The organism is Adlercreutzia sp. ZJ154 (assembly GCF_011039055.1).
In the GTDB taxonomy this organism is placed as follows: domain Bacteria; phylum Actinomycetota; class Coriobacteriia; order Coriobacteriales; family Eggerthellaceae; genus Adlercreutzia_A.
Map to the genome: position 1 here is coordinate 54442 of NZ_JAAKEF010000002.1, position 16103 is coordinate 70544.

Genomic DNA, 16103 nt, shown 5'->3' on the forward strand with positions numbered 1-16103 from the left:
ATAGTTTAACCGACTACCACACAAATTGAAGACCAAAACGCAGAGCTCATAGTTATCCTACACGTTTTTCCTGTTTTGCTAATTCGGCTTCCAATTGTTCATTTAGTTCAAACCAATCCGCTTCAGCGGACTCTATTTTGCGCTTCAAGTCTGCATGTTCTGCTATAGCATCTGCTGCACCTTGTTCTTTCATATAAAAATCTGGGTCTGCCATTAACTCTAGCAACTCTGCCATACGCGCACTATATTGCGCAAGCCTAGAATCTAGCGCAGCTATTTTCTTTCTAATCTCTTTAGTTGCAGCATGAGCCCTATTTCTAGCCTCGGCTTCCATGCGCTTTTGTTCCTTAGTTTTTGGCGCACTACCTTTTTGTGTGGAAGTACTTTCTTTCGAAGCGGTTGCTTTTGACTTTTCTGGCGGCAATTCATCTGCAAATAATTCATCTACTATGGAATTTCCGCTAATATCGCTTCCGTCTAATTGTCCAGATTTGTAAAGATAGTAATCGTAATCGCCGGCATAATCGCTAAGTTTGCCATCTTTTACCTCTACTATCCGGTTGGCAACGCTGCGTATCAAATGCCTATCGTGCGTTATGAAAAGCAAAGTACCCTCAAACGCTTGAAGCGCCTGTTCTAACACATCTACACTAGATATATCTAAATGATTAGTAGGCTCGTCTAAACAAAGCAGCGGACTTGGCGAAACCAACATCTTAGCCAAAGCGAGGCGGCTTTTTTCTCCGCCCGAAAGCACCGATACCTTCTTATCCACATCATCTCCGCGGAATAAAAATGCACCCAAAAGCGATCTTACCTGCGAAATACTCCACGCACCCGCAGCGCGATCGAGTTCTTCAAACACAGTATTTCCCGCATGTAATTCTTCTAATTGATGCTGCGCATAATACGTCAGGCTAACATTTACACCATACTCTATAGTGCCAGCATCTGGCGATATTGCGCCTGCTACCATCTTCAATAAAGTAGATTTCCCGGCTCCATTCGGTCCAACAAGCGCCACCTTGTCACCACGCCACAAGTTGAAATCTATGCCATCGTATACCGCGCAAGTGTCGTAGCGCTTCACAAGTCCTTCTGCACGCACCACTTCCTCGCCCGTGCGGGGTGGCTGCTTAAAATTGAAATGCACGTGCTTCTGCTCATCTGGCAAAACTATACGATTTTCCTTTATGCGCTCTAATTTGCGAAGCCTGTCTTGTGCCTGCTTGGCTTTCGTTGCTTTATAGCGAAAACGCTCTACAAACGCCTCTAGTTTCTCTATTTCTTCATCTTGCTTTTGTTTTTCTATTCGAAGCCGCTCTAGCGCCTCTTCGCGCGCCTTCATATAGGCTGAATAGTTGCCCTTATAAAGCGCAACGCAGCCATTAGCTATTTCAGCCACGCGATCAACCATGTTATCCATGAAAGCTCTATCGTGACTAACAACAATAACGGTTCCGTCATATGAGCGCAAAAAGCCCTCTAGCCATTTCACCGACTCTAAATCTAAATGATTTGTAGGCTCGTCTAAAAGTAGAACTTCGGGGTTGCGCACTAACAATTTTGCCAGCGCTATTCGCATTTGCCAGCCGCCAGAAAATTCACTAACACTGCGAGTCATATCTGCCTCACCAAAGCCCAAACCGAATAATACCGCGCGCACCTTAGCTTCCAGCGTATAGCCGCCCATCATTTCAAATGCATCACGCGCACGCCCAGCAGCAGCTAATTGCGCTTCGCTTGGACTATCGCCTAGCGCTTCCTCTAATTCGCGAAGGCGCTTCTCGGCTTCCATAACTTCGGACTGAGCCGACATGACCTCATCAAAAACGGCATCATTGCCCATCTCTATAGCTTCTTGCTCTAAATAGCCTACACGCGCCCCTCGTGCAAATATAACTCGACCTTCATCTGCATCAATTTGCCCAGTTATAATTCGCAAAAGCGTAGTTTTACCAGCCCCATTAGGACCAACAAGCGCAAGGCGATCGCCCTGTTCGAGCCGAAATGTAACATCGCTAAATAAAGTACGGCTAGGATAGGTTTTTGATATATGCTCAACCTGCATTATCACCGGTAATCAAGACTCCGATTCTATATTGCGATACAAATCGTTGCCTTTTGTATCTATTTCAACATAAACGGGAAAATTTACCACTTCCAGCTTTCGCAGAGCTTCGGTACCAAGATCTTCCCAAGCAATTAGTTCAGAGGTCTGCACGCATTCAGCCAAAAGCGCTGCAATGCCGCCAATCGCAGCAAAATAGACCGCCCCCGTCTCTTTACATGCATACGCCACCTCTTCGCTTCTCTTGCCTTTGCCTATGGTGGCAACTATTCCCGCGCGCATTAGTGCAGGAGTGGCAAAATCCATTCTGGAAGCCGTTGTGGGTCCGACAGCTCCTATAGGTCTACCGGCAGCAGGCGGAGTAGGACCTGCATAAAACAGGGTTTGCCCCGCTAGGTTAAACGGCAACTTGCCGTGCTCTTCCAAATATTCCATACACCTTTTATGCCCGGCATCGCGCATGGTGTAGATATTGCCACTTAGCAATACCTCATCACCAGCACTAAGGTGCGCCAGCTCTTCATGCGCCAGCGGCAGTTGCAGTTTTATAGGAGAGGTCATATTATGTCGGCTTTCATTAAGTCTATTGTGGCTGAACGCATAGCGCAGCACCCCATATTTACAGCTACCGGAAGTGCAGCAATATGGCATGGAGCTGTTTCAAGATGCACCGCTAGCGCCGTGGGTGTGCCCCCCAAAGCAGCAGGACCTATGCCACACGCATTTATTGTGCCAAGAAGTTCGCTTTCGAATGCAGCAGCTTCGTCGCTTTGTGCAGGCGACCCTATAGGACGAAGCAGCGCATGTTTTGACATGCCTGCCACCTTGTCAAACGTTGCGCCAACACCAACACCCACCACAAGCGGCGGGCACGCATTAGCCGCTTTTTCGCGCACGCAATTTATAACCACTTGCGCGACACCGCTAGCGCCAGCGTCGGGCGACAACATACATACACGCGACGCATTGTCGGAACCGCCGCCTTTTAGCAACACATGAAGAAGCGCACCCGAGCCGGGCACTATACGCAGCTCGCAAAATGCCGGCGTATTGTTGTTCGTATTTGAGCGATCAAACAAGGCATCGCGCACAACACTCATGCGCAACTTTCCATCCTCGTAGGCGCGCGCCACCGCATCGTTAACTTCGCGAAACACGCCTCCCGGCACAGAAAGTTCCTCACCCACTTCCAAGCACACCCAAACCGTTCCGGTGTCTTGGCATATGGGAACATTATCGCGCTCGGCAATAAGCGCGTTTTCTATTATGGCATGAAGCACGCTTGTTTGACGCGAGTCGGCACCAGCATCTTTTGAGGACAGCCACGACGCACGTATAGCCTCAAGCACATCGGGGCGCAACGTAGATGCACACTCGCGTATGGCTGCATACACAGCACGCGCAACCAAGCTAGAATTTAGCGCATTCGGCGAACTTGAGACACCCATCAGTAGAGCATCCCCATAGCTTCGCGCACTTCATCAAGCGTTGCTTTTGCTATATCGTTAGCTTGTTTGTTGCCCTGCGCTAACACATCTTTAATGTATGGAATGTCTTGCTCGAGTTCGCGCCTGCGCTGGCGAATTGGTGCTAAGTACGAATTCACACTTTCGGTAACGTATGCCTTTAGTGCGCCTGCGCCACTGTCGCCTATTTCGGCAGCAATATCTTCTTCGGTGCGCCCTGTAGTAAGCGCAGCTGTAGTTAGCAGCGCACTAACACCCGGGCGCGCCTCTGGGTCAAATGTTATATTGCGTTCGCTGTCGGTCTTGGCTTTCTTAATAAGTTTTGCCGTTTCTTCCTCGGTCGCGCAAAGTGAAATGGCATTTCCGTAGCTTTTAGACATCTTTCTGCCATCCAAACCCGGCAAAAGCACACTTTCCGTAAGCAGACCCACCGGCTCTGGAAACACGTTGGCATAGCGTTCGTTAAAGCGTCTGGCAATTTGGCGCGTCTGTTCTATATGAGGAAGCTGATCGCGGCCAACGGGTACTATGTTGCCTTTGCAGAACAGAATGTCGCAGGCTTGATGTACCGGATATGTAAGCAAAAGCCCCGTAAGAGCATGACCCGATGCCTCTTGCTCAGCCTTCACTGTGGGATTGCGCAAAAGTTCAGCTTCGCTGACAAGCGACAAAAACGGAAGCATTAGCTGATTTAGTGACGGTACTGAAGAATGTGTGAAAATCATTGTGCGCGCAGGGTCTATTCCGCATGCCAGATAATCAATAACCATATTTATTACATTGTCGGCAATGTGCTCGGTAGTATCGCGGTCGGTTATAACTTGGTAATCGGCTATAACGACGTTCGTTTTAATGCCGGCATTTTGCAGCCGCACGCGTTCTACTATGGTTCCGAAATAATGCCCTAAGTGCAGGCGCCCTGTTGGTCTATCCCCTGTTAGCATGGTGAATTTGGATGGGTTTTCAGACAGCTCTACCTTGACCTTATCACTCATAGCCTTTTGTGCTAAAAATGTTTGCGAATCGCTTGCCATTGATTAACTCCGTTTCGTCTTTGTTTTGCCCGCATGCATTTAAGCGAAACAACTGGCGACTATGTTAGCCACAACCATTCCGCATGTTCGCTTGCGAACAATCTCTTGAAGCCTGCGCTTTGTAACAGTATAATAAATCGTCGATTCGGTCGCTTGGCTCAGCGGGAGAGCATCGCCTTCACACGGCGGGGGTCACTGGTTCAAATCCAGTAGCGACCACCAGAAATTAGCAGGTCAGAGCGTTATGCGCTCTGACTTTTTTCTTGCCACTTGCAGCTGGTAAGATTTGGGTTAATGAGAGTTAATGCTCACTGTGCGGAAACTTGCAAAAGTAAAGCACCGATGGGCAGAAAAGTGTATCTGTTTTAGTCGATTGCATATGGATAGGGCGCGCTGTTGTGGAACTCTGACCAAACCAGACCTTCGTCACTTTTTAGGCGAAAAATGGTCAAAACTTCCGACTTTCCACAGTCTATAATGCCAAATTACGTCAATTACGAATCAAAATAGAATTGAAGAACCCTGTTTGCCCAGTGTTCTCCACAATTCAAGTTAGCTATGTAGCGCTATGACCATGGAAAGCTGGAAGTTTTGACCATTTTTCTAACTTTTTTGAACTAGTATGCGGATGAGTTGAATCGTAATCTAGCGTCAAGGTGTTGAGAGTTTACCCAAAAGCCATCCAACAAACACTTTAGGCTATCTTGCGGTGGTGTCGTTTCTCCTAACGCTAGAGCCTCCGCACAAGGTGCATCTCCACCTCTGCCTTCCGGCTTGTAAATCCTTTTTCTTCATCTTGCCGCCACAGATTGCACATTTTCTAGTAGACACTGCTCACCCCTGTCCATAGCTGACTTTTTCTTAGAAAAAGCTTGCCTGAACAGGGATGTCAAGTGAGAATTAGGCGCACTTTTTGCCTATATGAAAGTCGAGTGGCATCGACTTCAGAGGCATCTATTTGGTATCTGAATAGGGAAAACAGCATGAATTTTTACACACTTTTGCCTATAGGTATACTTTAACAAACGAAGTACTAGAAGAGTTGGTTTGATGATCAACAGACCTTGCTACTTGACCGCGACTATTTCGCTGATACATTAAAGTCAACGACAGATTGTACAAAAGATCGAGCCTCGTTCAATTTTGGCTCCGTAGCTAGGTTATAGTTTTCCAATACGTAATAGACCCATTCCTTTTTCTCCTTGTTTACAGTCTTATCAAAACACTCCATTTCGCCACAGGGAACTATATATAGACCAGCATTTTTACAAATTGCTTCAACTTTTTCATAAGCAGCAGGCTCATCTCCATTAAAACCCGCTTTGCCCGTTTTCTTAATTTCTTTCCATACATCATTATCGCAACTTCGTTTTGCATTTATGCTGTTATAAATAATCTGCATGCCACTCGCATAAACCGTTTCCCATTCCGCTCCAAATGCTTTGATTAAATGCTTGAAAACTTGGCTCGAATTCAATAAATCAAAGTCGCAAATTGCAACAACAGGAACATTTACAGCCCTTAGTGCGCGCACCACATCTTTGGCACGCGACTTACCACCACAATGAGTAAATAATATATCTGGAGCAATTTCGCCTTTGTTCTCATAAATTGCATTCATAATCGCCTGATAAAACAGACAGTCATAATCGCTTTCGCAAACAATGACCTTCTCGTGAAACAAGCCGCTAAGAATATTAGAATAACGAAGTAGTGGATTAGTCCATAACTCTTTTATCTCACTATTTGTAAGAATGCTCATATTGTTAACATCGTCTGAACGATTTATTCTAACGATGGTAACATTTTCATTATCCGAATCGAGTAGTCCCTGAAGAAAATCCTCGCTGTGAGTCGAAATGACCAATTGTCGATTATCCGGATTATTCTTTGCAAGCATCTTCCCCAGTATTCTTGCTTGCGGTGGATGCAAAAATGCTTCTGGCTCATCAATTAATGTAATAGAGTATTCGGAAGTAAATGTATCAAGAAGAATGCTTGCGAAACTACGCATGCCGTCCCCCTGATCTTGCAGCTTGGGCATAGTTGCAAGAATTCCATAGTAATCATCTTGCATCTTGATTGTATATTCATCTTTATTAGGAGCCATCCCTACGTGCAATGAAACAGTCGTTAGCTCGTTTCGATTAACAACAAGATCTTCACCAAAAGCTTGATGAAAATAATTTGATATCACTTCAGCGAGGTGTTCACTGTTCATCATTTTGAAAATTGGATGGGCTGCCGCAGCACGATCGCTTCTTTGCAGGTTGTTTGATACTGTTAGGCGCATTTCTGTACTAATCCGTTTGACAAACAAACGACACACATAAGGTAAACACCGATTGTTCCAATCATAGATTAATGAGTTTTTATCAAAGGAACCACCCGAACCATAAAGCTCTAGATATCCATGCTGGTTAATAAAAAAATGCTCTTTCAAAAAGGACTCATTAATCTTACCGTATTGTTCGTACTTAAGATTTGAAATGACAACCGATAGCTTCTTTGTATGCGTATCAAAACAGTTCTCCACATCTCGAAGTATTTGACTTTTGCCGCTGTTGTTTGCCCCGGTAAACACAACTATACTGTTGCGTTTAAGTTCTAAAGTTGTTCCATCATTAAAGGTAATACTATGCATAAACACTTTTGGATATTCATCATCAACTACAATCTTTGTATCGTCTTGAATTATCACTAACTCCACTACTCCTATTTAGCAATAACCAAATTGTTATACTGCATTCACGGGTTTCATGATGCACCGCTTTTCTTCATCTTTTATTTTTGGAAATGTCCACGTACCCTTTTTGATGTAATAGTCAATAGCTTTTTCTGAGCAGAAGCCAACCACATCAAGAACAAGATCGTTGTACCAACTCTTCACGTCAGGGAAAGAAGAGACAACTTTGTTGTAATTTGTCCTCCCAAAGATGATACGGTCGGCGAACGAAACAGCCTCAAGAATCGGCAATAACTCCTGCTCGACTATGTTGGGAGTTGGGTAGGGCTCCATGCTTACCCATGTTTTACAACCAGCATCATGAAGCTTCTTGAGTGCCGCAATGCGCTCAACATAAGGAGCAGCCCCAGGTTCGCACTCTTCCCTATATGTCTCATCCAATGAGACTAGCGTTATGCCGTAAACGTTCTCTTTGGAGCAAGATGCAAGTTCAAAAGGCAAAACCCCTTTACTCAGAACAACACAAGGGACGTCATCAACATTCAAACGCTTAATTGCACGCAAGCTCATATCGCAAACATCGTCATAACCATACATGAATGAATCAGTAGTAAAGCAAAGCTGAACGTGGTCTATCTTATCTTTCAGTCTTGGGATTTCTTTATCTAAAAGTTCAATCGTATTTGAGACTAAAACAGGTTCGCACCACTCTTCATAAGAATGAACTTTTCCGAATCTTTTTGCCATCATCATGGCATAGCAAGGGTATTTGCAACCATGCGAACAACCCAAAACATGGTTCATCGTATAGTCCCCATACTCCACTTTCGTTTTATAGAGCATAGACTTGCGTAGTATCTTTGCTTTACACCTAGTCATTACCTGTTCCTTTAATAAATCTATATGAATCGTCTTTGTAATTACGTTTGCCTCTTCGGTTGTTTTTTAGTAAAACTCCTTGCTTAATAAGTGGTTTAACTACAAAACGAAGAATATCGTTTGGACCAAGCATCGATCGCCTTAAGACAAATAGTTCAATTTCATCATAGGAATAATCCTTAGCAGTAAACTCATCAAGTATTAAATCGCGAATCGTAGCTCCGTATGACTCCTTTTGGAAGTCTCGTCCTTCATCTAGTTCAAACATAGAAGTCTGATGGCAAGCCGTTCGTTCATTTCGATGATATTCTCTTCCTGAAAACGTACTCCATAGTGCTTCTTTAACCTTTTCTAGTCCTTTTTTACTTGGAGTGACAAAAATAATTTGATACAGTTCCGTATTGTTTTTATTTCTAAAAGGAAAACTGAAATACATTTTCTTTGACCCCGACAGATATTTGGCAATGTAATCCGCTGCATCATAACCCGCAGGAATTTCTATTCCGCTAAAACAGGATTTTATTGCGTTGTCATTAGGATTACGAACATGATCACTTGAAAACCAATTAAAGAAAAGTTCGCAATAATGATTATTAAGATAATCACGTAACGGAGGAATGTCTACTGTTCTCGCATCATAAGGGTCAATAAAAAATAGGGTCAGACTTCCATATTTATTCAATAATCCGTCATGATTTGATAAATCAGCAATGAAGTCATTGATATCATCATTGCTACAATATAATTTGAGGTTAGGAATTTCTCTTCCACCACATTGATTTACATACAACTCATGGCAAATTACTTTAAAAATCTTAAATCGAATTGGATCTATTTCGTTGAATACCAAATTGAAGTGCATATTAGGATACGATTTAGCAGCCTCCAGAAATAGGGAGTACGCAAGGGTTGTTGTTCCCAAGTCTCCATCTCGATAGATACCAGCGTTAGACATTCCATCAACAAAACTAAGCGTATTAAGTTTGGAGCTCATACAACCAACGCGTATCCATTCTTTAACATAGTGAGTCACATATTCAATTTTCTTTGATGTCTGCTCTTTCTTGTTGTCTAATTTATTCGCAGAACACCCAATTTGTGACAGTATTTTTTCTAAATCTATATTCATGCCTTACTCCAATTAGAACATTTGTTCTATTATAACATCATTTTACTTTCCAGGCAAATGGAAAACATTCTGACTGAGGCAGCTCATCTATAGGTGGTAAGTTGCCCACGATCTCATTAGTCTCAAGCGAAACGCGCACCACGCGCTTTGTCAGATCGACTATATAGTGTGGATTGTCGCTGTATTCGTTCGGGTCGTTCGCAATGCCCGATGCCTTGTCAACAGTGACGCGATACCTGTCCATAAGCCAGCCGATGGCGCTCTTGCCGTTCACTACGTAGCCGTAGGCTTCTTCGGGAATACCTTTGAGCGTCAGGTTTTCTGCAACTTGGAGCACCGTGCGGTCCTCGCCTTTAGGATGCTCTTCGTCTCTCTTGCACTTGCCGAAGCGCATCTTCTCGGTACGTCCCGGGTTTTCGGAATCACCCTCTTCTTCAAGCGGATAGGGCTGAATTGTCTCGTAGTTCAGATGTAAGTCGGCAAGTGCTCGCCCCGCACGGCTGAATGTTTTGAAGTCCCTCGCAAAGGGAATGCGCGGTAGCTCCTTCTTCAGATTGGACGCAAAGCGCTTTCGGTATTCAGATGAGTGCAGGATGCCGTAAATGTAGAAGAAGATGTCTTCCTTGGTAAGATCCTCGCCGCCGTCCTTCTTCTTGCGCCCCGCGAAAGCCCGCGGATAGACAGAACGGAACACACCGAGAGCCTCATCAGTAATGGCGTCATGACGCACGTAGCCGCCATCCGATTCGACAAAGAGTCCGCCAGCTGCTTTTTGCTTTTCGTACCAGTAGAGTGGGAAACACTGACCATGGTGCATCAATTCTAGATCGGGCAAAATGTTTGAAATGATTACGCCACGTTCAGAAGTATCTATTACTAGATTCGGCAATAGAGGAGAGTATTGTTGGTAGGTCATTTCGACCTTTTTCCCTTCGCTTCCCGCGAACGGGAAAAGGCGCGGTTGCTGGGAGGTCCTTTCGTTCATCTTCGTGTCGTAGTAGACGTACTGCTTGCAGAAAGGCCTGTACATTCCGAGAACCACGTGCTCGGGAGTATAGCCTACCAACTCGCCCTTCTTCGCAAAATCAAGCAGTCTCCAAGTCCAGCTGTACTTCTTGGTATCGTATTCGACCTTCTTTTCGTCGCCACCACATTGCTCTATTTGAGCATTCATACCCTCAATAAGGCGCCTCATATCCGCCTTGACGGAAGATTCCGAATATCCCCACGCCCACGGATCGCGTTGTGTTTTCAATCCGCACGACCAAGTTGTGAAAATCCCCTGGGGTTCCTTATATTTCTCCAGTCCTATCGGTGCAAACTCATACCAACTGTCATCGCGCTGATTGAGCCAATCATTATGGCGGTCGGGAGTAATCTGTTGCCAATCCGCAATGCCATCACATGCCGCACGGCGCACGATAGCCAGCTTTTCTTCGCGGGTGAGATAATCACCAATGTCGTGATAGAAGATGCCGTGCTCCTTGGCATTTGGGTTCTTCACCAACATGGTGATGGCGATAGGCGCGCGTGACCCCGAGCCGAACACCTTGCCGCCCTCGCGTTTCGATTCATCACCCTGTGTCCTTTGGTTGCCCCTCAGATGGAACACATGAATGGAATCAAACTCATCTGCCAAGCATTTCCTGAATCCGTCCATAGCTTGACCATCAACCCAACCGGCGTTGCTCACAAAACACACAACACCCTCCTTATCAATACGGTCAGAAGCCCATCTGAACGCACGGATATAGGAATCGTAGAGAGAAGCTTTTAGAGTAGCTTTTGTATTTGCGGCATACGTTCTCGCGATGTTGCTATCAAGGGTGGGGTAGCTCTCGTTGGCGTTGTTGTCGTTCGCATTCTTTTGCCCAACGGAATACGGAGGGTTTCCGACTATCACTTTGATGGGAAGCTCGTTTTGCTGTAGCACACGCTCGCTGTTCTGGGTAAACACCTCAGTATCCAGCGTGTCGCCCTCTTCGGTCATCTGGAAGGTGTCGGTCAATACCGCACCCTCGAAGGGAACATAGTCTTCATCCTTGCCCGCATCAGCCATACGCTGGTGATAGGCGTACTCAATGTTCACCGCCATAATGTAGTAGGCAAGCAGCAGAATCTCGTTCGAGTGCAGCTCGTGTCGGTATTTGTAGCCAAGCTTGTCATCGGGTATGAGGTCGCTCTCTATAAGATGAGCTATGAACGAGCCCGTGCCTGCAAAGGGGTCAAGGATGTGAACCCCCTCATCGGCAAGGCTGCACCCGAATTCGCTGCGCAAGACACGATCTGTCTCTCGCAGTATGTAGTCGATTATTTCAGTCGGCGTGTAGACGACGCCCATCTTCTCCGAAGTGGCCTTAAAAGCCACCTTGAAGAACTTTTCATAGAGGTCGCGAATAAGCTGTTGGCGGGCAGTGTCGGATCTCACCATTGCAGCACGACGTTGTACGCTCTTATACACGTCATTCAACACTTCAGCATCGGATGCTTCATCGAGCTGATGACCTTGAAGCGATGTCAAGAAGGAGTCGATGGCAATAGAGACAGGATTCGACTTCGCAAACTCGTAATCCCCAAAGAGCGCCTCGAACACCGGAACCGTGATGATGTGTTGCGCAATCATCTGCACGGCTTCGTCTTCGGTAATGCCGGGATTGAGCGAGTCCCGCAGCCCCTTCAAAAACACCTCGAACTGCTCCTTGATGCCTTCATCGTCTTTGATAAGAGCGCCAATCCGCTCTATGTGGCGCTCGGCGATCCTTGCAACATCTTCCGCCCATTCATCCCAGTAGATGCGGGTACCGCATTTCTTGACAAGTTGCGTCTTGACAGCCTTCTCCCAGCGCTCGGCCGGATAAAGCGACAGGCGCAACTGAACGCCTTCGGCGATTTCTGCGGCTTTTCGCTGCTCGGCTTCCTTTCGGCTCTCCAGACCCTCGTCCCAGCCTTTATGGTCGGCAGCTCCCTGGTATTTGTTCTGAGATGCTGCCTGGTGTAGCGCGAGTGCGTTTACCTTGGCTTCGATGCGCTCGTCATGGGAGCGAAGCGCCTGCAATATGCTCCACACGTTCGCGAAAACCTTGGAATCGTCAAGCGCTTCCTCAGGCGTCATTCCTGCCGGCACGAAGATCGGAAGGATTATGTACCCGTAGTCTTTGCCCTCTGCACGCCGCATGACGCGCCCGACAGCCTGCACCACATCCACCGTGGAGTTCTTGGCGTTGAAGAATATGACGGCATCAAGGTTCGGTACGTCAATGCCTTCGGCCAGGCACCGGGCGTTCGTCAGAATACGGCATTCGTCGTCCGCCACATCCTCGCCCAGCCAGGCGATGTTGCGGGCACGGCGGTCTGCCGGCATGTTGCCGTCCACATGCCTTAAGTCGCATTTAAGGGGCAAGTCATCGGGCGCATCGCCTGCATAATCGTCGATTATCTGCGAGAACGCTTCGCATATGGTCTTCGACGCGTCTATGGTAGAGCAGAAGCCCACTGCACGATGAAGTGGCAAGGCATCGCTATCGATTTGCCCCATGTCGTCCACTACAAGCATGTCGCCCAAGCCGGTTGCATCCTCCGGCGCTCCCTCGCCATGGTCGATAAGCCCTTTCCAACACCCGATTATCTTTCCTATGTCCGAGGGCTCAAGCGTACGTGCGTTGACGCCCTGGTCGCTTTCGAGCGAAGGCAAGCGATCCGCCAGTGCATCCTCCTGGACGGTCAGCACAACCACCTTGTAGTCAGTGAGCAGCTTCTTTTCCACAGCCTCACCGAACTTGATCTGATAGGCAGTCGTTCCGTAGATGCCCTCATCGTCCATTGAGGCGATGGTGTAGTCCTCTTCGGCACCCTTGCGCTTGGCCGTCTCGCCGTAGATGCGTGGTGTGGCTGTCATATACAGACGCTTCTTGGCACGCACGTTTTCGTCATAGTGCACCTTCATGAAAGCCGAAGCCTCGGTCGTAGACACACCCGGCAGTGCGTTCCCCGTTGTTCGATGCGCCTCATCGCAGATGATGAGGTCGAATTCGGGTAGCCCTAAACCTTGGGCTTGATGTATGACATCAATAGATTGGTAGGTTGAAAATACGACTATTGCGCCATCTCGGTTCGACCTGCGATGAGCTTCATAGGAGCGCATGAGACTTTCCGGATTGGTCGTCGCCGGATACTCGAAATCAGCAAGCGTCATAGGCATGCTATCCTCACCACCACGACGCGATGCCTTAGCGTCAGAGCAAACAACAAGCGGGCTTATAGGAATGCGCGCCTGTGCCATCCACTCACGCATGGACTGCCCCACAAGTGAAATTGATGGTGCGCAGAAGAGAACCACACCAGGATTGCCGTTAAGCCACTCTTCCGTAAGTCGCAGCGACATGAGCGTTTTTCCCGTGCCGCAAGCCATAATCGCCTTGCAACGATCCTGCTCACCAAAAGCGGTAAGAATGGAATCGATAGCCTCTCTTTGATGTGGGCGAGGATCGTAAGTCACTCGCTTTTCGGGCGGCAGCCCGTCGATAAAATGCGACCAATCAAGACCGGAGGCCGCCATCTTAGCCGTGTCGATGAAGCAGCTCAAATCACCCGACATCTGAGCTTCAAGGTTCCTACCTGGGCCTCCTGCGCTTGTCATAATCAGCCAGCCGGAAAAATCATCGTTGTTCATGAGCGCGGCGAAGAACGAGTCGCACACTCCTTTGGGCAGCGGCTTTTCAGGGTCGTAGCACTTGCACTGAATAGCATGCCATTCACCACCAACCGCTGTCTGCGCGAGAAGGTCTATGCCGATGTCTTGGTTTTGCCCATAGACGGGGCTGTCTGGCCAAGCTGCAGCCTGCTCCAATGTGCCTACGCGACTATAGAAGTTCGACCAAAACGGGTCGGCTTTCAAGAAGTACGCACAAAGCGCCTCGTATTTAGTGCCTTGTTCCTTGGCAGTTTGGCTTTCGTCCAGAATAGACGCAAGTGCCTCATAGACGGTTTTGGAAGAGGCATTCGAAAGGTTCGACCGTGCGATTTCTTTATTTCCTGAAGCCATAGCCTAAATTCCTTTCTTCAGTTCATTGATCATACACATGCGCAGAAACGCACTGAAGCCCATATCGCGCATAGCAGATGCCTCCTTAGCTGCGTCACGCAGATTCTTAGGAATACGTATCGTTATTGCCGTCATGTCGCCTTTCGCCAGATACTCCTGTATATCAGTGGCACAGGCATTACTTTTTAATAGCTCTGCGTAACCCATGATGCTCCTCGCTATATTGAACCATGCAATACATTTGAAAATATTATACTGCGCTGAACCATTGCAAAATGTAGACCACAATGGCAAGCCCTACACCATATGTAAATCTGCAGCAGATTGATGGATGGTCTAAACAGACGGATAACAAAAGTAAGCGTCAATGCGCGTCTTGCAAACCCTTACACATCTAGTCGTCCAAAGACGATATGAGTAGAACATTGTGAGTCCCTACTTCATATCGTCTTTTCTGTAGAGAGTTACACACTCACCATCGTCGCAGTACGCCGCTAACTTATCAAACTGTGGGGTGGTGATGTAAAAGCCTTCTAACAAGCCATCTATTTCGCTTAGCACGCCGATTATGCTATCTATGTATCCCTCGTAAACCCAACCTTGGGAAAGGATCAGATAGACTCTTTTGCTTGGATTGTAAGATTGCAACTCTTTCATCTTCGCCAACATACAATCCCAACCAATATTTTCACTAATGCAGTCTATCTTAATGAGTTTATCTCTGAAATGTAACCAACAATAATCTAATTCAATATTGGGATATTTATCGTAATCAACAAATGCATAATAGAAGCCATTTATAACTTCTTTATATTTCGTTTTGGGGCATTCGCGAAACGATTCTCTGTCGATCGACTTTTCATTTATAGTATTTTCAATTTCATCACGAATGCACTTCTGCATAATATGCCTCCCTCAATAGTTTACGCCTTGTTCCTGAAGTTGCAGTAGTTGGAAGTTACCACCAGAACAAACATCCTATAAAACCAAGACGAGGTAGCCAAATGGACTCACAGCTTAAGGTTGAGGCTCAAAATATGGTAACGCGATGATGTTTATAGGTATAGACCTTATCTCGATAGTAGATGACATATTCACCCATCATGGCACGAGATGCCATCGATTATACGAGATCTGTCCAAAACGGTACCGGACGAATACTTTCAAAGTCGATGGCACCCTGGTCTTTTCCATTGAATTCAACCTCGAAATAATCTTGGATATCCGCTCCGTAATATATGATATCCCCACCACACACAGACATGATCGGCGGATTCTCATCGGAAACCATCGGCATATACCTATGAAAATAAACTGGTATTAACTTCGGCGCCGTTTTCAGTCTTTCTATCACTTCCCTTTTGAAAACTTCTTCGTCTGCCGGCTCTTCGCCCCAGTCCTCGCACCAGTAAATTTCTTCCGGCGTATCATGAATATCCCTCATTGGTCGGCTTATCGCATCTTTTATATGTTCGATATTCTTCTGCTCTCTGTTCCTCCAATCATAGAACCCGTTCGATACCGGCAAAACAACCATTAAAAAATCCCGCAGACTCTTTGGGAATACGATTTCATAGATCTTTTCTATCTGTACGATTTCATCAGCTGTCAGCCCGTTTTCTAATTCTATTCCTCGCCTTTTTAATAAATCCACGCTCTGTTCATACATTCCCCGTCACCCCGCTCTTATTCAATTCGAGCAAATATTCGATAATGATCATCGGTATATGTATCCGTCACTCCCGTTTCGGTGTGCTCAACAGATACTCGCTCATATGCTTCATGCCCGTGGAGCCA

11 protein-coding genes and 1 tRNA gene are annotated in these 16103 nt (G+C 46.6%); 1 reads left to right on the forward strand and 11 read right to left on the reverse strand.

The features are described 5' to 3' along the window. Window positions 1-52: 52 nt before the first annotated feature. Genes G7Y37_RS01425 through trpS form a run of 4 tightly spaced genes read right to left on the reverse strand, consistent with a single transcriptional unit; the run spans window position 53 to window position 4571 of the window. On the reverse strand, window positions 53-2077 hold the full coding sequence (locus tag G7Y37_RS01425) for an ABC-F family ATP-binding cassette domain-containing protein (protein ID WP_165060671.1): 2025 nt from the start codon (window positions 2075-2077) through the stop codon (window positions 53-55). A 6-nt stretch (window positions 2078-2083) separates the two neighbouring features. Beyond that, window positions 2084-2632: a FumA C-terminus/TtdB family hydratase beta subunit gene (locus tag G7Y37_RS01430; RefSeq protein WP_165060674.1), complete on the reverse strand. Its 549-nt coding sequence runs from the start codon at window positions 2630-2632 to the stop codon at window positions 2084-2086. Continuing rightward, window positions 2629-3519: a fumarate hydratase gene (locus G7Y37_RS01435; RefSeq protein WP_165060676.1), complete on the reverse strand. Its 891-nt coding sequence runs from the start codon at window positions 3517-3519 to the stop codon at window positions 2629-2631. The genes G7Y37_RS01430 and G7Y37_RS01435 overlap by 4 nt, the downstream gene beginning before the upstream one ends. Next, window positions 3519-4571, reverse strand: coding sequence for a tryptophan--tRNA ligase (gene trpS, locus G7Y37_RS01440; protein ID WP_165060679.1), 1053 nt, complete (start codon window positions 4569-4571; stop codon window positions 3519-3521). Before trpS ends, G7Y37_RS01435 begins: the two co-directional genes overlap by 1 nt. Before the next feature lie 147 nt (window positions 4572-4718). On the opposite strand from trpS, the gene G7Y37_RS01445 reads away from it, so the two are divergent. Next, window positions 4719-4793 (forward strand) — tRNA-Val (locus G7Y37_RS01445). Window positions 4794-5652: 859 nt separating this feature from the next. Here the strand turns inward: G7Y37_RS01445 and G7Y37_RS01450 are convergent. The 7 genes from G7Y37_RS01450 to G7Y37_RS01480 all read right to left on the reverse strand — a co-directional run bounded on the left by G7Y37_RS01450 (window position 5653) and on the right by G7Y37_RS01480 (window position 15975). Continuing rightward, window positions 5653-7281, reverse strand: a complete 1629-nt coding sequence (locus G7Y37_RS01450) for an ATP-dependent endonuclease (RefSeq protein ID WP_206214057.1) — start codon at window positions 7279-7281, stop codon at window positions 5653-5655. A gap of 27 nt (window positions 7282-7308) precedes the next feature. Then, window positions 7309-8136 carry a radical SAM protein gene (locus G7Y37_RS01455; protein ID WP_165060683.1) on the reverse strand — a complete coding sequence of 276 codons (828 nt, stop codon included), beginning with the start codon at window positions 8134-8136 and terminating at the stop codon, window positions 7309-7311. Next, window positions 8129-9265 carry a three-Cys-motif partner protein TcmP gene (gene tcmP / locus G7Y37_RS01460; RefSeq protein ID WP_165060686.1) on the reverse strand — a complete coding sequence of 379 codons (1137 nt, stop codon included), beginning with the start codon at window positions 9263-9265 and terminating at the stop codon, window positions 8129-8131. Before tcmP ends, G7Y37_RS01455 begins: the two co-directional genes overlap by 8 nt. A 37-nt stretch (window positions 9266-9302) precedes the next feature. Beyond that, entirely contained in the window at window positions 9303-14306 is a 5004-nt protein-coding gene (locus G7Y37_RS01465; protein ID WP_165060689.1) for a type ISP restriction/modification enzyme, read from the reverse strand. 3 nt (window positions 14307-14309) lie between these two features. Continuing rightward, window positions 14310-14513 (reverse strand): hypothetical protein, encoded by a 204-nt coding sequence (locus G7Y37_RS01470; RefSeq protein ID WP_165060692.1) that lies wholly within the window; start codon window positions 14511-14513, stop codon window positions 14310-14312. A 228-nt stretch (window positions 14514-14741) separates the two neighbouring features. Next, on the reverse strand, window positions 14742-15209 hold the full coding sequence (locus tag G7Y37_RS01475) for a DUF6756 family protein (RefSeq protein ID WP_165060695.1): 468 nt from the start codon (window positions 15207-15209) through the stop codon (window positions 14742-14744). A gap of 220 nt (window positions 15210-15429) precedes the next feature. Then, on the reverse strand, window positions 15430-15975 hold the full coding sequence (locus tag G7Y37_RS01480; protein WP_165060698.1) for an SMI1/KNR4 family protein: 546 nt from the start codon (window positions 15973-15975) through the stop codon (window positions 15430-15432). Window positions 15976-16103: the final 128 nt, after the last annotated feature.